This is a genomic window from Sphingobacterium sp. UBA7631 (genome assembly GCF_002483935.1).
Lineage (GTDB): Bacteria > Bacteroidota > Bacteroidia > Sphingobacteriales > Sphingobacteriaceae > Sphingobacterium > Sphingobacterium multivorum.
Genome location: NZ_DLIX01000002.1, coordinates 484238 through 505083, shown reverse-complemented (window position 1 = coordinate 505083; position 20846 = coordinate 484238). Strand labels below are relative to the sequence as shown.

Annotated in this window: 18 protein-coding genes; 5 read left to right on the top strand and 13 right to left on the bottom strand. The window is 43.8% G+C overall.

From position 1 onward, the window contains the following. Positions 1 to 9: 9 nt before the first annotated feature. Complete coding sequence (gene nirB / locus B3P16_RS02330) at positions 10 to 2526, bottom strand: nitrite reductase large subunit NirB (RefSeq protein WP_286841190.1); 2517 nt, start codon at positions 2524 to 2526, stop codon at positions 10 to 12. Between the two features lie 197 nt (positions 2527 to 2723). Between nirB and cobA the strand changes: the two genes are divergently transcribed. Then, positions 2724 to 3485 (top strand): uroporphyrinogen-III C-methyltransferase, encoded by a 762-nt coding sequence (gene cobA, locus B3P16_RS02325; protein WP_286752995.1) that lies wholly within the window; start codon positions 2724 to 2726, stop codon positions 3483 to 3485. Positions 3486 to 3615: 130 nt separating this feature from the next. On the opposite strand, the gene B3P16_RS02320 is transcribed toward cobA, so the two are convergent. Together B3P16_RS02320 and B3P16_RS02315 are read right to left on the bottom strand one after the other, a co-directional pair. Further along, positions 3616 to 4365: a DeoR/GlpR family DNA-binding transcription regulator gene (locus tag B3P16_RS02320; RefSeq protein WP_286752996.1), complete on the bottom strand. Its 750-nt coding sequence runs from the start codon at positions 4363 to 4365 to the stop codon at positions 3616 to 3618. A 4-nt stretch (positions 4366 to 4369) separates the two neighbouring features. Further along, a complete protein-coding gene (locus tag B3P16_RS02315) occupies positions 4370 to 5554 on the bottom strand; it encodes an MFS transporter (protein ID WP_112373451.1) in 1185 nt (394 codons plus the stop codon). A 74-nt stretch (positions 5555 to 5628) separates the two neighbouring features. Between B3P16_RS02315 and B3P16_RS02310 the strand changes: the two genes are divergently transcribed. After that, complete coding sequence (locus B3P16_RS02310) at positions 5629 to 6018, top strand: VOC family protein (protein ID WP_046674292.1); 390 nt, start codon at positions 5629 to 5631, stop codon at positions 6016 to 6018. A 120-nt stretch (positions 6019 to 6138) separates the two neighbouring features. On the opposite strand, the gene B3P16_RS02305 is transcribed toward B3P16_RS02310, so the two are convergent. From B3P16_RS02305 to B3P16_RS02260, 10 genes are all read right to left on the bottom strand, one after another. Further along, positions 6139 to 7608, bottom strand: a complete 1470-nt coding sequence (locus B3P16_RS02305; protein ID WP_286841189.1) for a TlpA disulfide reductase family protein — start codon at positions 7606 to 7608, stop codon at positions 6139 to 6141. A gap of 58 nt (positions 7609 to 7666) precedes the next feature. Continuing rightward, positions 7667 to 9136 (bottom strand): PKD-like family lipoprotein, encoded by a 1470-nt coding sequence (locus B3P16_RS02300; RefSeq protein WP_286841188.1) that lies wholly within the window; start codon positions 9134 to 9136, stop codon positions 7667 to 7669. An 11-nt stretch (positions 9137 to 9147) separates the two neighbouring features. Next, a complete protein-coding gene (locus tag B3P16_RS02295; RefSeq protein ID WP_286841187.1) occupies positions 9148 to 9918 on the bottom strand; it encodes a DUF4843 domain-containing protein in 771 nt (256 codons plus the stop codon). Between the two features lie 5 nt (positions 9919 to 9923). Further along, entirely contained in the window at positions 9924 to 11411 is a 1488-nt protein-coding gene (locus B3P16_RS02290; RefSeq protein WP_286841186.1) for a RagB/SusD family nutrient uptake outer membrane protein, read from the bottom strand. Positions 11412 to 11414: 3 nt separating this feature from the next. Continuing rightward, positions 11415 to 14822, bottom strand: a complete 3408-nt coding sequence (locus tag B3P16_RS02285) for a SusC/RagA family TonB-linked outer membrane protein (RefSeq protein WP_286841185.1) — start codon at positions 14820 to 14822, stop codon at positions 11415 to 11417. Positions 14823 to 14852: 30 nt separating this feature from the next. Then, positions 14853 to 15971 carry a FecR family protein gene (locus tag B3P16_RS02280; RefSeq protein ID WP_286841184.1) on the bottom strand — a complete coding sequence of 373 codons (1119 nt, stop codon included), beginning with the start codon at positions 15969 to 15971 and terminating at the stop codon, positions 14853 to 14855. A 69-nt stretch (positions 15972 to 16040) separates the two neighbouring features. After that, complete coding sequence (locus B3P16_RS02275) at positions 16041 to 16607, bottom strand: sigma-70 family RNA polymerase sigma factor (RefSeq protein ID WP_046674297.1); 567 nt, start codon at positions 16605 to 16607, stop codon at positions 16041 to 16043. Between the two features lie 278 nt (positions 16608 to 16885). After that, entirely contained in the window at positions 16886 to 17488 is a 603-nt protein-coding gene (locus B3P16_RS02270) for a hypothetical protein (RefSeq protein ID WP_286841182.1), read from the bottom strand. 56 nt (positions 17489 to 17544) lie between these two features. Next, on the bottom strand, positions 17545 to 17796 hold the full coding sequence (locus B3P16_RS02265) for a hypothetical protein (protein ID WP_046674299.1): 252 nt from the start codon (positions 17794 to 17796) through the stop codon (positions 17545 to 17547). Between the two features lie 263 nt (positions 17797 to 18059). Continuing rightward, on the bottom strand, positions 18060 to 18449 hold the full coding sequence (locus B3P16_RS02260) for a DoxX family protein (protein WP_286841181.1): 390 nt from the start codon (positions 18447 to 18449) through the stop codon (positions 18060 to 18062). Positions 18450 to 18485: 36 nt separating this feature from the next. Here B3P16_RS02260 and B3P16_RS02255 point away from each other — a divergent pair, with 36 nt between their 5' ends. The 3 genes from B3P16_RS02255 (at position 18486) to B3P16_RS02245 (ending at position 20734) form a co-directional block, all read left to right on the top strand. Continuing rightward, a complete protein-coding gene (locus B3P16_RS02255; protein WP_286841180.1) occupies positions 18486 to 18758 on the top strand; it encodes a hypothetical protein in 273 nt (90 codons plus the stop codon). A 98-nt stretch (positions 18759 to 18856) separates the two neighbouring features. Continuing rightward, entirely contained in the window at positions 18857 to 19456 is a 600-nt protein-coding gene (locus B3P16_RS02250) for an RNA polymerase sigma-70 factor (protein ID WP_286841178.1), read from the top strand. Between the two features lie 84 nt (positions 19457 to 19540). Beyond that, entirely contained in the window at positions 19541 to 20734 is a 1194-nt protein-coding gene (locus B3P16_RS02245) for a FecR family protein (protein ID WP_286841176.1), read from the top strand. The last annotated feature ends 112 nt before the right edge of the window (positions 20735 to 20846 follow it).

The window sequence follows — 20846 nt, the reverse complement described above, 5'->3', positions numbered from 1 at the left end:
ATTCTATATTTAATAAGTATTGATGTTCCAATCTGCAGCTTTCTTCTGTCCGCGAAAGCTTTCGAAGCGAACAGTTTCATCCTTCTCCTCTGGTGCATTTACAAAATGAACAAAGCGTTTACGAATTTCCGGATCCTCCACAGCGACTTTCCATTCACAGCGATAACTATCAACAAGCAGCTGCATATCCTGTTCCCAGGAATCACCCATCCCCAGACTATCCTGTACCACAACATTTCTTAGATAATCTATTCCGCCCTCCATTTTATTGAGCCAGGTAGCAGTCCGCGTTAACGGATCCGCGGTGCGGATATAAAACATCAAAAAACGGTCGATATAACGGATACAGGTTTCACTATCGATATCCGAGGCTAATAATAAGGCATGCTGCGGCTTACTTCCACCGTTGCCGCAAACATAAAGGTTCCAACCTTTTTCGGTTGCAATAATTCCAAAATCCTTACTCTGCGCTTCAGCACACTCGCGAATACAACCACTAACGGCCGACTTGATCTTATGCGGAGCACGTAGTCCACGATAGCGTTCCTCTATCCGTATCGCAAAAGAAACACTATCGTGCAACCCAAACCGACACCAGGTACTGCCTACACAGCTTTTAACAGTCCGTAGTGCCTTACCATAAGCATGTCCACTTTCAAAACCCGCAGCAATAAGTTCTTCCCAAATCAATGGCAGATCATTGAGATGTGCACCAAATAAGTCAATGCGCTGTCCACCCGTAATTTTTGTATATAACCTGTATTTCTTGGCCACCTCCCCAATAACGATCAGTTTATCCGGGGTAATTTCACCGCCTGGAATACGCGGAACCACCGAATATGTCCCACCCTTTTGTATATTAGCCAAATAACGGTCGTTACTATCCTGAGCCACATCATTACCCTTGCCAAGAATCATCTCGTTCCAAAGACTGGCAAGCAAGGAAGACACCAAAGGTTTACATACTTCGCAGCCATGGCCATGGCCCAACGCATCCAATACATGATCATAACTTTTAAGCTCGTGGATCTTGATCAGATCATAAAGCTCCTGACGGCTCAAATTGAAATGTTCACAGATGGTACTCCGGATGTATTTCCCTTGCTGTTTCATGGTGTAATTAACAAGGTCCTTAATCATCGGCACACAGCCGCCGCATCCTGATCCGGCTTTGGTACATTTCTTTACGGCGTCCGCATTTTCACAATTTTTAGTTGCTACAGCATCACAAATCTGTGCTTTAGAAACTCCTTCACAACTGCAGATTAGCGCCGCATCAGGAAGAGCCTCTAGACCAGAAGAAGCCGACCTGCTGTCACGCTGTTGGTCGAAAAGGAGAAGTTCTGGATGTTCTGCTAATGCGAGGTTATTGTTAACCATCTGAAGCAACATGTTGTAACTTGTCGCTTCCCCGACAAGTATTCCGCCCAATAGCCGCGTTCCATCTGTACTGACGTTTAGTCGTTTATAAATACCCTTATTACGATCCTCCAATAAGATCGTTCGAGCATAAGGTTCACTGATAAAAGGATCTCCAAAACTAGCCACATCAACTCCCATCAGTTTCAGTTTAGTGCTCATATCAAACCCTATAAAAGATTTTTCTTCCCCTACGATTTGAGCTGCCGCAATTTCAGCCATCTCATACCCCGGCGCCACCAGACCATAAATCATATCATTCACCAAGGCGCATTCACCGATGGCATAAACTGAAGGGTCTGAGGTCTGCATCTGTGCATTCACCAAAATTCCACCCCGTTCACCGACAGCTAGGCCCGACTTCTTGGCGAGTTCGTCACGGGGACGTATACCAGCCGATATCACCAGCAGATCTGTCGCCATGGAGGTGCCGTCGTTAAAGGCGACTCCTGTGAGGCGATCATCACCCAGCAGTTGACTTGTGGATTTTTGCAATAAGCAACGCAAGCCCAATTCCGCGAGCTTATGCTGCAAAAGCACACTGGCACTATCGTCGATCTGGCGTGGCATCAGGCGGGGAGCAAATTCAATCACAGCAGTTTCTTTTAGGCCAAGATCTAGGAGAGCTTTAGCAGCTTCAAGACCCAAAAGTCCGCCCCCCATGACCGTACCAGTTTTGACCTTTGCCGCATAAGCCTTAATCAACTCCAAGTCTTCGATTGTACGGTAGAGAAACACCCCTTCTTTCTCAATCCCAGGAATAGGAGGAACAAAAGGGGCAGAACCTGTCGCAAAAACCAAATAGTCATAATTTAATGTAATCCCTTTTAGAGACTTCACTTCCTTTTTCAAGAGATTTATAGCAATAACAGGATCATCTAAATGGATTTTTACATTATTCTCTATATACCACTCATTTTTTAGCAAAAAAAGTTCATTAATGGACGAAACTTTGAAGTAATCTGTCAAATGAACACGATCATAAGCTCGAATTGACTCCTCTGCGAATACAGTTATACCTAGGTTATTAGATTTTTGCTTTAATTTTTCACAAATCTTATTACCAACCATACCATTTCCGATAATAACAACATTTTTTCTATCCATAATCATAATTTTTATTGAAAAAAATCAATTTACACTTTCAATAACACTAATTTATGGAATAAAAAATCAAAAAATCAAAATAAATATGATTTTTATAATATTTTTTCAAAAATAAAACATAAAAATTAACACAAAACATGATTTTAGTCATATTTTTTAATACTTTTATATAAAATAAAAACAAAAAAAAGGATATAATGAAAGAAATAAAGAAAAAAACCTTATTTATTGTAGGTTCTGGACCGGGAGACCCCGAATTACTTACCATAAAAGCTTATAAAGCGATAGAAAATGCTGAAGTGATCCTATATGACAACCTAATTAATCAAGAAATCCTTCAAATAGCAGACAAAAACTGCTTAAAACACTATGTTGGCAAGCATCCTTATGGAAAATACGTTCCTCAGGAAGAAATAAATGAACTTATCCTACATTACTGCAGCAAATTCGACAGGGTGCTACGACTTAAAGGTGGTGATCCCTATCTTTTTGGCCGGGGTTTTGAAGAATGGCTTACCGTGCAAAACAGATCCATTGACATCACCTATATTCCGGGTATCAGCAGCATGCAAGGCGCAGGCCTTCATAATATTCCATTAACACATCGCGGTGTAAGTGAAGGCGTATGGGTATTGACAGGCATGAAGAAAGATGGAACCCTTTCATCCGATCTGCAACTAGCGGTTCAGAGCAGATCTACAGTAGTTATCTATATGGGCATGCGTAAGCTCGACGAAATTGCACGTACTTATGTGTTACACGGTAAAGGAGAAACAACAGCCGCGATTATACAGCACGCGAGCTTACCTCAACAAAGACAAGTGCATTGCAAAGTCAAAGATCTCGTAAAAATAAGCAAAGAGTATAACATGGGACATCCAGCCATCATTATCATCGGCGACGTCGTGGATCTACAACATACATTGACACTGGCTACCGAAAAAAGGCACATCATCTAACGCTATCTACCCGTCATTCTGCCGGATACAACAATACCACTTCGCAGCAGCATGTAAACAAAAGAGCTTGCCGCACGGATGATTATTCACTGAATTCGACCACAATACAAGGCCAAAATAGTCAGGCCGTCTATACAATCTGCAGATCCATATTTCTAAATGGATTCAATTCGGGATCATTGGAGTCCAGGTCGGTGATCAATGCCGTGAGCGAATCTATTGGACATACCCTAAACAGTTCCCCTTGATAAAGCTTATTCTGGCTGGCTAAGGCTATTGTTTTCTTTGCACATTGCACCATCATCTTTTTTGTTTCGCCATCTGCAGCTGACGTTGCCGATACACCGAGCTCAGGATCTACAGCACAAGTTCCCATAATAAAGATATCGGCGTTATATTTAGCAACTTCCATACAGGTTGTGATGCCTGAAGTTACAGCCAGATCGGGTTCAAAATTACCACCCAAAAAAATAAGTTCCACATTTTTGAACTTATCGAGCAGCGGCACGATGGAAAAATTATTCGTAACCATCCGGATCCGGATATCCAATGGCATCGCATTCACTACGGCCCATGTCGTAGTGCCACCATCCACAAAAAGGGTCATGCCATCTTTCAGAAACTGCTGTACTTTTAATGCAATAATATCTTTTTCTTTGGTCAGAAACGATTGCCTATCCTGGAAAGTCAACGGATCTTTTTCGCGAAGCATAGCCCCACCCCTGGTCTTGGAAAGCAAGCCGTTCCGATAGAGAAGATCTATGTCGCGACGGATGGTATCTTCCGATACCGCCAACAATACCGCCAGTTCTTCAAATTTCACCTTCCTCCGACTCGCCAATTCGCGGAGGATTACCTCAAAACGCTCTTCTTTTAACATGCTATTACTTCCTGATTTTATAGATAAGGGCTACCACTAGAAAAAGTAAAGCTATTGTTTCGAAAGCAATGATCAAAGAAAAATGCTGTGCAATAGCACCCAAAAGTGCCGGTCCTGCCAGCTGACCTGCATAGCCCATGGTTGAAATAACCGGAATGGCTACTGTCGGTGAAAGTCCTTCAATCCGGCCACCCTCGCTAAAAAATACTGGGACAATATTGGCGGCTCCCAGTCCCAACAGGACAAATCCAACAAGTGTAACAGAAAGCCAGGGACTAAATACCAGGATCAAAATACCTAATGACGCCAATAGGCTCCCACCGATCACCACCACTTTACTATTCAGCTTACTTACTAATCGATCTCCCTGCAATCTCATCACCGCCATCGCTACGGAGAAGGCCGCATATCCAATTCCCGTAAATTCCGGAGATACGCCTTTGTGATCCCGCAAGAATATGGCGCTCCAATCCAACATCGCTCCCTCCGACAGAAAGGCGATGAAACACATCAGCCCAAGTACCAGCACACTCCACCTGAGCCATTGAAATCTTTTTTTGGAAACCCGAGTCTCATCAATGTGGGAAAACTCGACAATGATTTCCTTTTCCTTATGGTAACCCAGCAGCTTTCGATATTGTAAGATCAATAGCAGTATTAAAAAGATAGCGATAGTAACTGCCGCATAAATCGGAATTAGCCCCATCTTTATCAGAAAACCCAAGCCGATCGATCCAAATAGGCCACCTACGCTGAACAGCCCATGTAAAGATGACATGATCGGTTTACCCATGGCATTCTGAACCTGCACACCATGTGCGTTCATAGCCACATCTATACTACCTATACTGCAGCCAAATATAAAAAGAACACAGGCCATCAAATAGCTATTTGTTACCATCAACAGAACAGGGAGCACAACGGCAGCAATTATACCTGAGATCAAAATCACTTGTCTACTCCCAAGTTTCCCAATAAAAAAACCAGAGAGAGGCATCGTTAATAGTGCACCACCACCCAAACACAGCAGTAAAAGCCCCAGTTCTCCATCGTTAAGACCAAGACGGTCCTTGGCGAAAGGTACCATCGGTGCCCAGCTTGATAGCGCGAGGCCACATACCAAAAACATAACCTGTGTCGCTGTTTTTGCCTTAATTATCGATTCGTTAATGATCGGTTTGTTCAACATTCTGATAAATTTTACATTGCAATATTATGCAAATTTGCATAATATTGCAATGTAATTAAATAAAAAGATTTGCCATGCGAATAGAACACCTCGCCCTGTGGGTCGATGACCTCGAGAAAATACGTGCTTTTTACGCCAAATACTTTGGTACTGTTAGCGGAGAAAAATACCATAACCCGAAGAAAGGGTTTTCATCCTACTTTCTTAAATTCCGCGAGTCAGACGCACGTTTAGAGATTATGAACCGTATTGATATCACTGCAGCAGCAGCTGACAGAAGCCTGAGCAAAGGTTATACCCATCTAGCCCTAAGCGTAGGTGGAAAAGATGCTGTCGATAAGTTGACCGAGCAATTACGGTCGGATGGATATATTATCGAAAGCGAACCCCGTACGACGGGCGATGGGTATTATGAAAGTGTCATACTTGATCCAGAGGGAAATCCAATAGAAATTGTAGCTTAAACCCAGATAAACAAAAGTCCATAATCTGCCAAACGAGAACATTGGCAAATCATGGACTTTCTGGGACATTATCTTTCCTATTTTTGACCGCCAAATCGCAGTTCTAGCTTGGAGGATACCTTAACCTTTCTTGGCTAATTCGATCTTGTTTGAAATTTCGTTAACGATCTTTTCGACATCCGAACCACTACCCGATGACTGAAAGCGAATAAAACCATCTTTATCGATCACCACTTTAGTAGGGATGCCACTGACACCGTAGGCCGAAACGACAGACTTATCCTTCTCCTTCATCTCATCATATAGGACATGGAAACTATATTTATTGTCGTTGATAAAGTTGTTGACAAGTTCCTTATAGTTTTCCTCCTTCTGCCAGGTATTGATAAACAAGAATGCGACCTCCTGATCATTTGCATATTTGTTGACCGCAGCCTGCATGCCCGGGAATGACATTTTACATGGTCCACACCAGGTTGCCCAGAAGTCAAGTACAACCACCTTTCCTTTCAGGCCCGCCAAAGATACCTCCTTGCCCGAACGATCCACCAACGAAAACTGAGGTGCTTCTTTTTTGATCATTTCACCCTTCAATTTTGTAACCAGCATTTCGTCAATACGTCCATTTAGCGCTTTGAGATAAGCCGTCGTGTCCGAAAACCCGCTATTCAGCTTACTGTACAAAGGCAGGAGTACTTCCATCATTTTGGGATCTTTCCCTTCTTTGACAACTTCCTTTTCCATAAGCTGAAAAGCATCCAGATCGCGTCCTTTTGCCTGAAGCGCCTTGGCATAGGCGATCGTTGCCGATTCGGACGGTAATTCTGTGCGCACCTTGTCCAATACTTCAAGCGCCTTATCCACATCCTTGTTGCCCATTAAAGCATCCGCATACTGCAGGCCAATAGCCCCCAGGTATTGACCACCCACAGTTTTCTTACCTTCAGATTTCAGCTGAATTAGATTGCCATAGACGGGTTCAAGCATCTTTTGTGAAAAAGTGTACTCTTTTTGTCGGTTTAACTCGCGTCCGATCGCAAAAACAGCGTTAGCATAATTGTCTTTGGGTTTCAATAGTTCCAGATAATAACTGACCTTATCCAAGTTTTTTTCTTTTGCATACTGTTGTGCAATAGTCCCCATGCCGTAACCATAGATTCCTCTATTTTTTTCAGCGTAGCTATTTTCCGGAAATTTTTTAATTAAGCTAGTATACTGCTCTTCTAATTGTGCCGCAGTCTGATTTTCCGCTTTAAACAGTTTACCGAAAGCTTCATTTCGTGCGGTAATTCCCTTTGGAAACTTTTTGGCGATACCTGCCTTTATCGCATCGGCTTTATCTGCATTTTGCAAGCCATTGTAGATCTGTCCTGCCAGCAGTTGGTCTTCCTCTTTTTTCGATTTCGCCAGAAATTCAGCTTCTTTCAGTATTTCTGCCTTCGATTCATCTGTCCCTTTCTGAAACAAACCATTGAGGTGCTTATATAGCTCCTCCTGAGTAATTCCTTTTTTTGCAGCTAATTGTCCAAAAGCAGCCTGGCTTCCCAATAGTAGTAGCGGAATGGCTAATTTTATTGATTTCAAATTCATATTTTAAGATTTATACATGTTTAAATGAATGATATTATGCTTTAAGAGCTAACAGTTTTTATTGCGTCAATATCCCTAAATGGAGGTCGACGATCTCGTCAACCACATGTGGAAAAGACTGTTCCAAGACCATGGTGTTTGCGTTATAAATATAGATGGACCCAGGCTTACTGGCGGTCAGATCATTGGTTGCTATCATCAGCTTGCCATCCAGGATCTTAAATTTGACAATATCTCCAGTGGCATTTTCAGGCAGCTGCACATATTTCTGGAATTCGACACCGAGGTAAGAGGCCATATAAATGGTTTTGCCACTAGCCATAAACCAACGGCTTGTAGGACCATCAAAATAGACATAACCAATTGCACTAGTTGTCGGCATTGGACCGCTGCCCAGTAGACTGAACGATTTCGGTTTATAATCCGCAGCGTAATCCAAACGATAAGAATACAATTGATTGTCCTGTTTAAAGAGGTAGATATGGTTGATCGAAGGGATATTGGCATAACTACAGGCCAAAAATACCTTTCCATTCATGAGCTCCTGCCCCAGGATATCTTTATAATCATTGATATAAACATACTCATTGGCCGTAATACCATTATCCCACACCCGCACTTTTTTATTCTTTTCGTCGTAGACACTCATAAAGTATCTACCATTGCCCAGCGGGGCGGCCACACCATTCGGTGCAATCTGGTAATCCGTCGGATCGTTGATAAAAGCAGGCAGCGCTATAGCGCCCTTCCGCAGTACATGAAACTTACCTTTATTAACCACATAGATCACGTCATTGTATCGGTCGTTCATCACCTGGCTTGGACGAAGCTCAAAATTGCCACCACCGACATAGCTGGAAGAATTGTACAGCAGCGTAGGCACAAACTCCCTGGAATCAATGACCACGACAGGATTTACAGCATCCCGAATCCCGATGGTCAACACATTATAAAAGTCTGTTGACGAAGCGCCATACTTTTTGGTCCCACTGATCGACAGCGGATTCTGGCCCAGCTTACCTAACTTGGGCAATAAAACCTGATCAAAGGAAGCTTTTTTGGTAATGCTCGATAGGCAGTACAATGATGCCGCTTTCGATTTATCCTGTGTCAGTACATAGTACCCCCATTTATACGGGTTCACAATATTCAAAAAACAATTGTAGCTGCTTGTTATTCCCGTAGATCTGTCCGTTACAGTAAACTCGGCCGAGATCTTACCATAACGCTTATTGGCCACATAAAATAGATTTTTCGATTTACTGACTGCAACAGAGTCCACCTTCCATTCAAAGGTGAGTTGTGTCGTATCACTAGCCGAAAGCGTCCCCATCACTGTTGGATTCAACCGAATCGTATCGTTAAACGGGATTTCATAAATTCGTCCCGTCGGATGATTAGCTTCCAGCAGGCCCGTGATTGTTATCGTATTCACGTCCTTGTAATTATAGTTACCTAGATCCTTAGAACAGCCTCCTACAATCAGAAGAGCCAGGAACAGGATAAAAGATCGGTTTATAAATTTCATCTGCTTCATCGTTAAGGTAATAGAATACGTTCTTTTGTACTGTCGCCATCAGGATAGACCTGGTGATCGATAAAATACTGTTTGAGCACCTGAATATAATTGAAGGTGACAGGATACCAGCTTGCAATAGCCGAAGTAGGCATATTATTCCAATAATATATTGGCCCCGGCGCCCCTGTCGTCAGATCTGGTGAAGGGTCGGCGCCAAGGTGATAGACCTGCATCCATTGCTGGAACACCTCTTTTTGATAAGGGCCAAAATAATTTTTCCAGGTATTCCACCAAGCCGGTTCATTCAGTATATCGTCAACCACAATCCGTATTTTTTGATTGTATAGGTTTCCGGGAGCGAAAGCCTCATTTTGCTCCATGCGCAGATACAAGACCGTGGGCTCAGCTTTCATTTTGACTGTACGTTGAAATGTGATAAAGAGGGTATCCACATAGCGGCTGGCGCCGATCATCGGTGCTGAAAATTTCACGGCAGCCTGATCATATTTGGACGAATCTTCCAATACATACGTATAGCTACGGTCTTTCGCACTCGCCCTTCCGCCGATACCGATCGGAATCGCAAGGGTCTTTTCCTTGCGTTGCAGATCGGCATCCAACGCAAATCCATAATAGACACTATCTGCAAATTTTTCTACAGATCTGGTATTGGCATTTGGATAGGCAAAATAGATGTAACTCTGGGTATCGTCAAATTGGAGCATATTGTCGTTTTTATTGCAGGCACCCAGTATAACGGCAGCACAAAAAAGCAAAATATATCTGTTCATTTCGGTTAGTTTTGAGGGTTATACAACAATTCATCATCTGGAATTGGCAGCCTGAATATTTCGTTTTTAGGCTGTACCAGTGTAGGCCGATCAATGGCCCTATACAGACGTTTATATTCTGTAAACAGGTAACCTTCACCAATATTCTCTTTGCGCATCTCGTCAAAGATCAGATCCTTGAGCTTCTGGGGTGTCATATCTGCGTTGAGCACAAGATCAGTGCTGATGTTTCTGCTTTTGCGCACCAGGTTGAGATATTCCATTGCTTTGGTTGGATTAGCAGCAGCATTACTTTCGGCCGCAATCATATAGATGGTATGCAGTCCAATGATCTTGTTTTCATAAGCCGGGCGATAATTGACCTCCGAAGGCAATCGCTTGAGATCAAATAGGTACTTCGAAAGCTTCCAGGGATACGCGGTATTGGGCTGTGTAAACCAATTGGCCAGACGAGCATCATTCAGCGAGCCATGCACCGTACTGTTGTAAAGGTTCGTTCGCAACCACGAATAATTAGGGAATAAAAAGGGTGAGGTCGAGCTTGAAATAGTCGCATCTGGCTGCGCAAAAACCAAACTTACCATCACGCCCAGTTTACTGGAAAACAGTGCAAATATATTTTCCATGGGCATACGCGCAAAAGCACCCGGGGCGATTTCTCCATCGAGGGTCAACCTAACGCTCTGCGTGGTCTTGAGCTCCGTAATCAGCTCTTCGGCATACTTGCCCGCGCCAACTAGATCACCTTTCCATTGCGCAACCATAGCTTGCAGTGCCACGATTGCGTAATAGTTCATTCGGATACCACGGTAATCAATTAAGCTATTGTAATGTTCGTAAGCATATTGGTTTAAATTAGCATCACGTGCATTCGAACGTATCGGATCCTTTTCTAGCAAAGCACGAGCTTCCCCGAGGTCCTTTTCCAATAAGGTGATCACCTCGGCTGCTGTAGAAAACTTCGTCGCCGAATAGGTCACCCCATCCCGGTACGGGATCGCCTGTGCCGAAGCCCCTTCGTTCGAAATGGCAGGGCCAAATAATTTCAGCAGCTGGAAATGGCAAAATGCCCGCAGGCCGATGGCCTCCCCCTTGATCAGATCGTAGTTTTCATCCGTCTTGATACGGTCTACGTTTGCCAGAATAATATTGGTCTGATTGATGCATTGGTAAAATTTACCCCAAATATTGGCAATCGTTTTTTTAGGTATATCAAAATTGTATTCATACCGAAAGGACCGGTAGTAGTTGTGCCCCGAATTGGTCACATTATACGATCCGACCAGGCTTTCCATAAAACCATATTTCATTTCACGGCCATAGAGTGTATCCGTATTCATGGTTTCGTATACACCAGCCAATGCTGCACTAAAGCCCGATCGATTTGTGAGCAGATCCTCCTCATAAGCTTTATCAGTGGGATTAACATTTAAGAATTTTTCGCAGCCCGACAGTATGCAGAGCACAGCGATGGCGATTATTAACTTTTTCATGCTTTAAAATTGAACCATTACACCAAAATTAAATTCACGGGCATACGGATAATCTATCCCCCGTTCCATGCGCACCGTACTCCAACGGAACATATCGTTCATGGAGAAGTTGAGCCGAAGGCGTTCCAGCTTATACCGCTTGAGGATGGCATTGCTAAACGAGTAGTTGACGTTGATTGTGGAAAGACGCAAAAAAGACTCCGTCTGCACAAAGCGGCTCGAAGGCTGTGTTACCGATTGGTCGCCGATGGCCTTATATCGGCTGAGGTCTCCAGGTTGTTTCCAACGCTCTTCCAACACCCTTCGGTCGGCATTGAGATACGCAGAATTATTTTCGATCTTGTCCATTAAGGTCTGATTATAGATATCTTCTCCCAGAGAATAATTGCCGATGACTTGTACCGACAAGCCCTTGTAGTTGACCGTTGTCCCTAAGTTCCCATACAATGTCGGCTCCGCGTTACCCACTACCACTTGGTTATTGGCATCCCATTGATAGGTCACATTCCCGTTTCTATCGCGGTATAGCTCACGGCCATTGGCCGGATCAATCCCCAGCGATGGTACCGCCCGGATAACACTCAGCGACTGGCCCTCCTGATAGAATTGCGATGGACGGATCACATTGCCCTTGTTATCTTTCTTCACAAGCGATTCATTGAGGGTACGCAGCTCATTGGATATCTCTTTCAATTTACTCCTGTTTTGTACCGCCCCGACGGAGAGGTACCAGCTAAAATCCTTTGCCGTGTTGTTCAACACGCGAAGATTGGCCATAGCCTCAAACCCTTTATTCTGTACTTTTCCCAGATTTTGAAAGAACTTGTCCTTGTAAAAGCCAAACGAAGGAGCGACATTCACCGTAGAAATCATACGGTTGGTGATCCGGTCATAATAGGAAACATCCAATCTTAGTAGATCGCCTTTAATCCCAAACTCGCCACCGATACTTCGCTGCTGCTGTTCGGGCCAGCGTACCGCCGGGTTCCCCTGCCCTGTATAAATGGCGGCATACTGATTATAGTAGTTTTGTCCCGTAAAAAAGTTGTAGGCGGTACTCACCATCCCCACATTAAATTCACTTACGGTACTTGATGTACCCGCGTTCAGGTACCAGCGCAGTTTGGTCAGGAAGCTATTTTTGAACCATTCCTCATTGTGCATGTTGTACGAAAATCCGGTACTCCAGAATGTTCCAAAACGATTTTGACTTCCGTAGATCGAAGCGCCGTCCGAACGCAGCGTACCGCTCACATTGTATTTGTTGTCGTAGGTGTAGAAAAGCGAACCAAGGAAGCCCACCGAACGAACTGGTAATGAAGTTGACTTCGGCAGCGATCCCACGGCGTATTGCAAGGCCATTTGAGGAGTCATAAAACGATCGTCCACGTATCCCGTTACTGTATTGAGATTACCCACGGTATTCTGCTTTCTGATTTCGGCAATCGCATTGGCCACGACCTGATGCTTACCAAATTTATTGGAATACTGCATATCCACTTTACCTTCATACTTGGTAAAGTTTTGGTTGCCAAAAGTGTAGGATCCACGCAAATTGGCGTCGGTGACGGTGGCAAAATCGGTGTGGAATGGCGATTTGTACCGGTCTAGATCTGTAATGGTACGAACGATTGTTCCCGATGCACGCACAATTAGCTTGGGCAGTGCATACCACTCTATCGACATATTGTTCTGTAGCGTTTGGCTCACCTGTTCATCACGAAAACCAAGTCCCGCATTATACAACGGATTATACAGTGTTGGTCCCCAGCTATACCATTGCCCGAGTTCACCGAAGCGGATATTATAATTCCCCTGATCATCGTAGATCCGTTCATAAGGATTCAGTGCCGTATAAGTTTTAAAGTCGCCGTACGGACTATTGTAGGCCTTGCTGTAAAGGTAAGTACCCACATTACGAAATGTGATCACATTGGGAATACGATAGATCAATGTAAAGCCGGCATTACCACGCGTCCTTCCAGACTCCTTCATGACGCCTTTGTTGTCAAAATAACCACCTTCGAGGCTATATCTGACTCCATTGCCCCCACCTTCCATCCGCAGACTATGGTTAATGGAAAGCGTATTTCGCACGGGCTGCTTCAACCAATACGTATTCACTCCCGCTGCTACATCCTGTTCCCGCTTGGCGAGCAGGTTGTTGTAGCTTTCCTGCTGGATCAGATCCCAGGAAGGGTCTCCGCTTCGGGAAGTATAAAGATCGGCCAATTTTTCATACTGCAGCTTCTCGGCAGCATTCATTAGGTTATAATCAGAGAGGTCGACCATCGCCACCGAAGGTTTCATATCGTAGGTTACGGTAAACTTACCATCTTTGGGTAGGCGGGTTTCAATGACCACCACCCCATTCCCACCACGCGAACCATACAAACTCGTGGAACTGGCATCCTTCAAAATCGAAATAGACTCAATCCGATTGACATCAATATCATACAACGTAGTTAGGGGCACCTCAAAACCGTCCATTATAATCAGGGGTGCATTTACAGCATATTCACCGACACTCGATACCCCACGAATATTGATCTGTGGCATCACATTGGGATTGGAGCCTGCAGTGACACGTTCATCCACTTTAAAGGACGGATCTAGCGCCTGCAATACCGTAAAAATATTGGTTGAATTGAATTTCTCCAGATCCTGCCGAGTCACCATCGTAGCAGCGCCTGTAAAGTTGTCCCGTCGCACTTTGGTATAACCCGTCACTACGGTTTCCTCGATTTTATTGGTTACCTGCTCGAGCGTTACCGTTAATGGCTCTGGCGAAGAAACCTCGACGCGCCTGCTCTCATAGCCCACCATAGAAAAAAGCAAATCGGTCTTCTTCGAAATGACGACGAAGAAAACACCATTTTCTCCCGACAAAACACCACTATTGGCGCTACCCACCACTTTGATGGACACACCAACAAGGGGTTTCCCCTTATTGTCCTGAACACGGCCTCTTACCCTGATATGTTGCTCTACCGAACTTTCAGCTCCCTGCCGCGGACGCTGATTGCTGACCGGTCCTGAAGAGGTAGGTTGCTTTCTGCGTACCAAAATGGTGTTGTTCTGAAATAATAGGTCGACAGGTTGATTTTCAGAGATCTCTTTCAGCACCTGAATGATATTTTTGCTATCCGCCTGAATACTGATGGGTTTGCTATTCTTGAGGAGAGCCAAATCCCCTATCAAATCAGCATTTGCCTGTTTACGGATCTTTTCCAGCACCTGAAACATCGAACTTTTATGCTCCTTTAGTGTAATGTTCTGCGCATGTGACACCCCCATGGTCACCGATAAAAGTAGTCCACTAAGCACTAATTTAGACAGGTACTTACCGACATCTTTGGGCAAATCGGTAGCCGCCACTTTTTTTTCAAAATGGTAAACGTTCAATTTCATAAGGTTAGTTTTTGTTAGTCTGTCGTTTTTCTATTTGATGTATATGTAATTATTTTCCATGGTATATTTCATCGGATGCACCTTTGCGATGAGATCGAGCACTTCTTTTAAATTTTTGTCGCGTCGCACACGACCGAATAGCTGCACTTGAGCCACACTGGCATCTACGCGGATAGCTACGCCATACCAGGCACTCAACTTCCGCGACAGCTGCTCTACATTGACTTCATTTAAATCAAAATACCCCTCCATCCAGTCGATGTAACGTTCAATATCTTTTACTTCGGTGATCTTTTTGCCATTGTAAACCTGATTTGGCCGGATCCGCACAGTGAATTTCTCTTCGCGCGCTTGCGCCAGACTTGATCCCCGATCAGAAAAAGCCACTGCCCCCTCAAGCAAAGCTGTTTCATTGTTGGTCGTAAAATTGGCATTGAATTTCGTTCCCAGCACCTGAATGGTCTGTTGGTCACCACGTACAAAAAATGGTACCCGTTTATGATTCCGCTCCTGCTTGGCCACCTCAAAGTAACCTTCACCCCGGAGGGCCACCTCGCGGATATTGCCTTCAAAATAGATCGGATAACGTAGTTCACTATTGGTATTCAGCCAAACTTTCGTCCCATCGGCCAACTGTACATGGGCTGTACCACCGGTCTTTGTACGAATGGTATTGTAGATCACTTTTGAAGTATTGTCCGCATCAGTAAGGTAGGTAATCTGATCGTCTGCAGTCCGCACAATACGGTAACCCATGGCCTGCAAAGTGTCGTTACGCTTGAGTTTATCCAAGTCAAACTCTTCGTTGGTTTCCAATACGACGATGGCATTTGATTTCAACGGGGCTTTGATTTCCTGAATGCTGGCATATAAAATCCGATCGGACTGTTTCTGCCAAAATAAATACAGCGTCGTTGTCAATAAAACCAGTATACTCGCTGCAGCGATCCACGGCCATGTCGCTTGTTTTTTAGGCTTTTTCATGAAAGGCATCTTTTCATCCAGCCTTTCCAATAAGCTTAGCATCCGAGCATCTTCGGGTTCCGGAAACTTATCAAGTTGGTCCAACCAACGTTCAACCACAGCCATCTCCTCTGGGGAGCATTGCCCAGCCTGATACCTTGCAAATAGTGAATCGTCAATCTTCATAGTCATAATTGTTAGTCCAGCCCTAATGGTGCTATACTAAGGTAAACGGCGCTACTGGACGATTGTCCCTTAGAAAAATAAAAAAAGTAAAAACGATGAAAAGTTAGACCTGATGATTTTTAAAGTAGATGAATATTGATTGCGCACGGTCTTCTCCGAAAGGCCCAATAAGGTCGCTATTTCAGGGTTGGAATAGCCCTGTAGCCGTAATTTTAAAATGGCCTGATATTGTGGCCCGTAGCGATGGAGCACCGCAAATATAGAATCGCTAAAAGACTGCGTACGGATAGATTCATCGGCCTCTTCAAAAGCAAATTCATTCCCATAAGACTTTAAATCCTCGAGATAGCCCTGGGCATTCGTTTCCTTGGCGAAATAATCGATGATACGCCGCCGTAGGGCTGTAAAAAGATAAGCTTTGAAATCGTCCTGATAATCGATGGTATACCTGTTGTTCCAGGTACGGATAAAAACATCCTGAACAAGATCCTCGCCCACATCTTCGCCAACTCTCTTGATCGCATAAATGAGTAGAGCAGCCTTATACCGTTCATACAACATATGAAACGCCCCATCCTGGTTCTTAGCAACCAAAAGAAGCAGTTCCTCGTCACTCAAACTTTCCAACTTAGGCATGATGTATTGATTTGGACAAATATAGTTATTACTATAAATATCTTACGTAATTATTATTTTTCTAAAAACTCCACATTTTCATCACATCTAAATCCTAAAATGTGATTAATACTGTGCAAAAATAATAAAATTTCAATAAAGACTACTAAACAAGTATACTTTTAACAGCGTTACGTGCTACCCAAACCATTCAAAAAAAATAAAGCATCTCGATGGTGTTCGAGATGCTTTACCTTAATCCGTATGAAAAGAAAGTCCAAAAGGCCTATTTAAGGGATTCAATTACGATTTTTTATAACAGGATCGATCCAGTAGTAGTCGTGGTCGGTATGGGAAAAGAACTCCATGGGGGTGACGTGACAATCAATGGTGTCGCTGAGCCCATCGTCGGTATAACTGACTACCTCTTCGGAGGGAAGCACCATACCGCTCATAATGGAACCATAGTCCAGGCAATGAAGATCCGACATCAGTACATTGACATGATTCGATACGACCCATTGTTCCATTTCTTCCTTACTGACACGTTTTACACGATCGGCCAAAAAGCGAGCTTCCTCCAGCTCTTTTTCAACACTGTCCGGAAAAAATAGTAGTAAAAATGCCTCATACTTTTCGACGTCTTTATTTCGAATTGCTTCATTCCGTAGAAACAGCTTCTCGCCCATCTGTCCATACTGATCCGCATATTTTTTCAGTTCCATCTGCGCAAGCTCCTGATCCGACCATTTTTGCAGCTCGGATAAGGCATACACCTCCGTACCTTGTCCGTCACAGCGATTGAGGTATTCCGAGATATCGCCCTGCACGACTTTAGGTTTCTTCTGCTCCAGCACATTGTAGCCTTGGGCTATCCATGCGTCTATTTGTTCCCTTCTCATGTTCTGCTATTCTTTTAAAAAGAAACAACAGCGCAACTGCAATGGTTTGCTTTTTTCTATTTGAGATTCCGGGCTTTCAACTCCGCATCGACAGCCTTTTCATTTTTACCAAAATATTTATAGGCTAGGACCGCCAGAATCAGGGGAAAAATTGTCGGCCAGGTTATGCCTGCGACGAATACACTGTAGGCGGCTATCCCTAAACAAAAGCCAATGATCGATGCATTGATGATTTTCGTGGGTTTGGCTTTCTTCTTAAGAACCAACAACTCTTCATTACTCAGTTCATTTAATTTTTTTTCTTCCATCAGGTCTGTACTTTTATAGGTTAGTTATTTTGTATGTTGATGCGAATATAATTATTTAAATGGGCAATAAAAAAACAGAAAAGGTTGGAAATTAGCAAAAAGAATAGCGCAAAAAAATAAAAAAGGTCGGATGAAAATGGAACACCCGACCTTTTTAACTAAGTTACTCCTTACATGGGTACCTATAGGACAACAGCCGCAGGCAGATGGTTTGTTTTTTTTTACAATTCGTATCAGCTTCCGATCGACCGGTCTTCATCCAATCAGCTCTTGCTTGTACTTTTCAATGCCCAAGCCACCAATAGGGGTTGAAAAAATAAACGGGCGAGCCGCTTTCCATCCGTATCCAATCCAAAGCCATCCCGATGGTCTTTATATTGGGCAATATTTCCGGGAAACACGGCTGCAAAAAATGCGGCTGCGATTTTTCCGACGTTCGATCGCTGTTTGGCAGGTGCTAAAATCAGTGTAGCACCCAAAGCAATTTCCGCAAAACCTGAATATACAACTGTATCATCTTTGGCGATCGGAACCCAGTCTGGCACCTGAGCCTGAAATTCCTTACGGGCAAAGGTCAGATGTCCGATACCGGCAACAACCAAAAAAGCACCTAATCCAATCCGTGCAATCTTCTGCATATGTGATTTATCCATAGCTTTTTTATTCAAAGTACATCATTCGACGTAAAATTGTTTGACCTATTGCAACGCATCAATGTCATCGCCTATGATGGGAAAGAACAGCAACGTATTACAAGTTTACTCAACGGGGCTGGCGTTATGCCCAAGCGTGTTGATTTCATGTGCTATCCTACCGATGATTTTTGGGTGCGGAAAGGAATGGGGATCGAAGGAATAACAAAAAGCGGCCGATCTCCTCAGAGCAAGGCCGCTTTTTCAGATAGACAAATGGTACGTCACTGCATCCTGGCTCTTTCCTGTAGTGCAGATCGGTATCACTAACGGAACAACTGCCGGCACTCAAACGTTTTCGAAGAAATATAAGAACAGCTGCCTTTCTCAAATCCAAAACCTGAGCATATTTCCCTATATTTATACCCGTGCTCCTAGAGCTCCTGTTATGTCAATTTCTTTATACATCATCAAACAAGGTGGAAAATTTGCAGATAGCTTTACCTTACGATATTGAATCTCTTTTTCAGCAATACTACCGACAGCTTTGTCTCTTTGCAAACAATATCCTCCACGACGAAGCTTTGGCTGAAGATGTTGTTCAGAGCTTTTTCGCAGGGCTCTGCGAGGGCCGCAATACCCTACCCGATGATGAAAATACACGCCGAGGTTATCTCTTCATTGCCATCCGGAACAATTGCCTCAAACACATCCGCCGTGAAAAAATAAAAAGTAAATACGTCGACCAGCTCGACAAGGACATGACCGAAGAGCAGACCGTCATGGATGCCATGATACAGGCCGAAGTCATCGACCAGCTTATGGAAGCCATCAACCAACTACCGCAGGGCTGCAGACAGGTATTGCATATGGCCGTCTTCGACAAACTCTCCAACGAAGAAATTGCGGATAACCTGACCATCTCCATCAACACTGTTAAAAGTCAGAAAAAAAGAGCTATACAGCTTCTCAGATCACGTTTAGATGCACGAGCACTCCTCCTTTTATTATTTTTACTCACTGAATAACAAGGATTTATAATTTTTATTTTTTTTCCTTCCATCCTTTTACGCCCCCTATGGCTCTTCTCCTTATACAGCCAATTGAACAACATGATGGATCACCAATTTATACTCGTCGATTTCTTAGTCAAGCACTTTAGCGGGACATTGAGCCAAGCAGATACGCAGGCTCTCCAAAAAATCTTTGAAGATGATCCGACCCTACACGAACGATGGGAACGATACACCAGCCAGGGGCTCAGATCTAGCGATGCGGAGTTCTGGAATAACCTTGACTTGGATCGCGCAAGAACGAAGATACTAAATTATACGTCGGCCGAGCTAGCAAAACGACCATTACATACCGGCGGCATGCGCCAACTAAAGATCTATGCAGGTCTTGCAGCCAGCCTACTCATCTTTTTAGGTGTCGCATGGTTTCTAAACTCTGCTCCTCAGGACAAACAAATTGTCGCCGATCAAGTCTATCGGTATAACAACGATGTATTGCCAGGAGGACAGAAAGCCACTCTTACCCTCTCCAATGGTAAAACTGTAGCTCTTTCTGACGAGAAAACGACTATAGAGGAAACGCATGGCGAACAGCTTCGGATCGTAGATGGCCAGTTGCAGTACAAACCAAACAGCGGGCAGGCCGAACTTGCAAACCTAAAAAACACGTTGAAAGTACCTGAATCGGGCTTCTACCGGATGGTACTCCCCGATGGTACCAAAGTCTGGATAAATTCAGCTTCCGAACTGAGCTATCCTTTGGCCTTTGGTAAATCGACCCGCAATGTGGAACTACGGGGTGAGGCCTACTTTGAAGTGGCCCACGAAAAAAATCGTCCCTTCATCGTCAGCACGATCCACGGTGCTGTTAAAGTTCTGGGGACAACCTTTAATCTGACGGCCTACAGCAATGCGGCCTCCAATGTCACATTAATCAATGGCAGCATACAGCTGACCAATAAAAATAAAATGACAAAACAAATCGTACCTGGACAGAAAGTCGAATTCGACGGCAACGACATGCGCGTATCTCAGGCAAATATCGAGAAGGAAACCGCCTGGCAACATGGCTATTTCTATTTCGAACACGACCAGATTCAGGACATTATGGAACAGCTGGCACGCTGGTATGATATCCAGGTTATCTACAAAGGACCGATCAGTAAGAAAAAGTTTGGCGGAAGCATGAGCCGAAGTGTAAGCCTCGCCGAAGCCTTAGAACTCATTAAACGCGGGGCCGGCCTTGAATTTGAAATTGACAGAAAAACCGTCACCGTAAAGAATAAAAGCTAAAGAAGATAAACCAATTTTTAAAAACCAAAGGAGGACTAAAGATGATTTAAATATTACCTACTCCAACAAACATTCCTATTACTCTATTCAGCAGTGCTTGAATAACATCTAG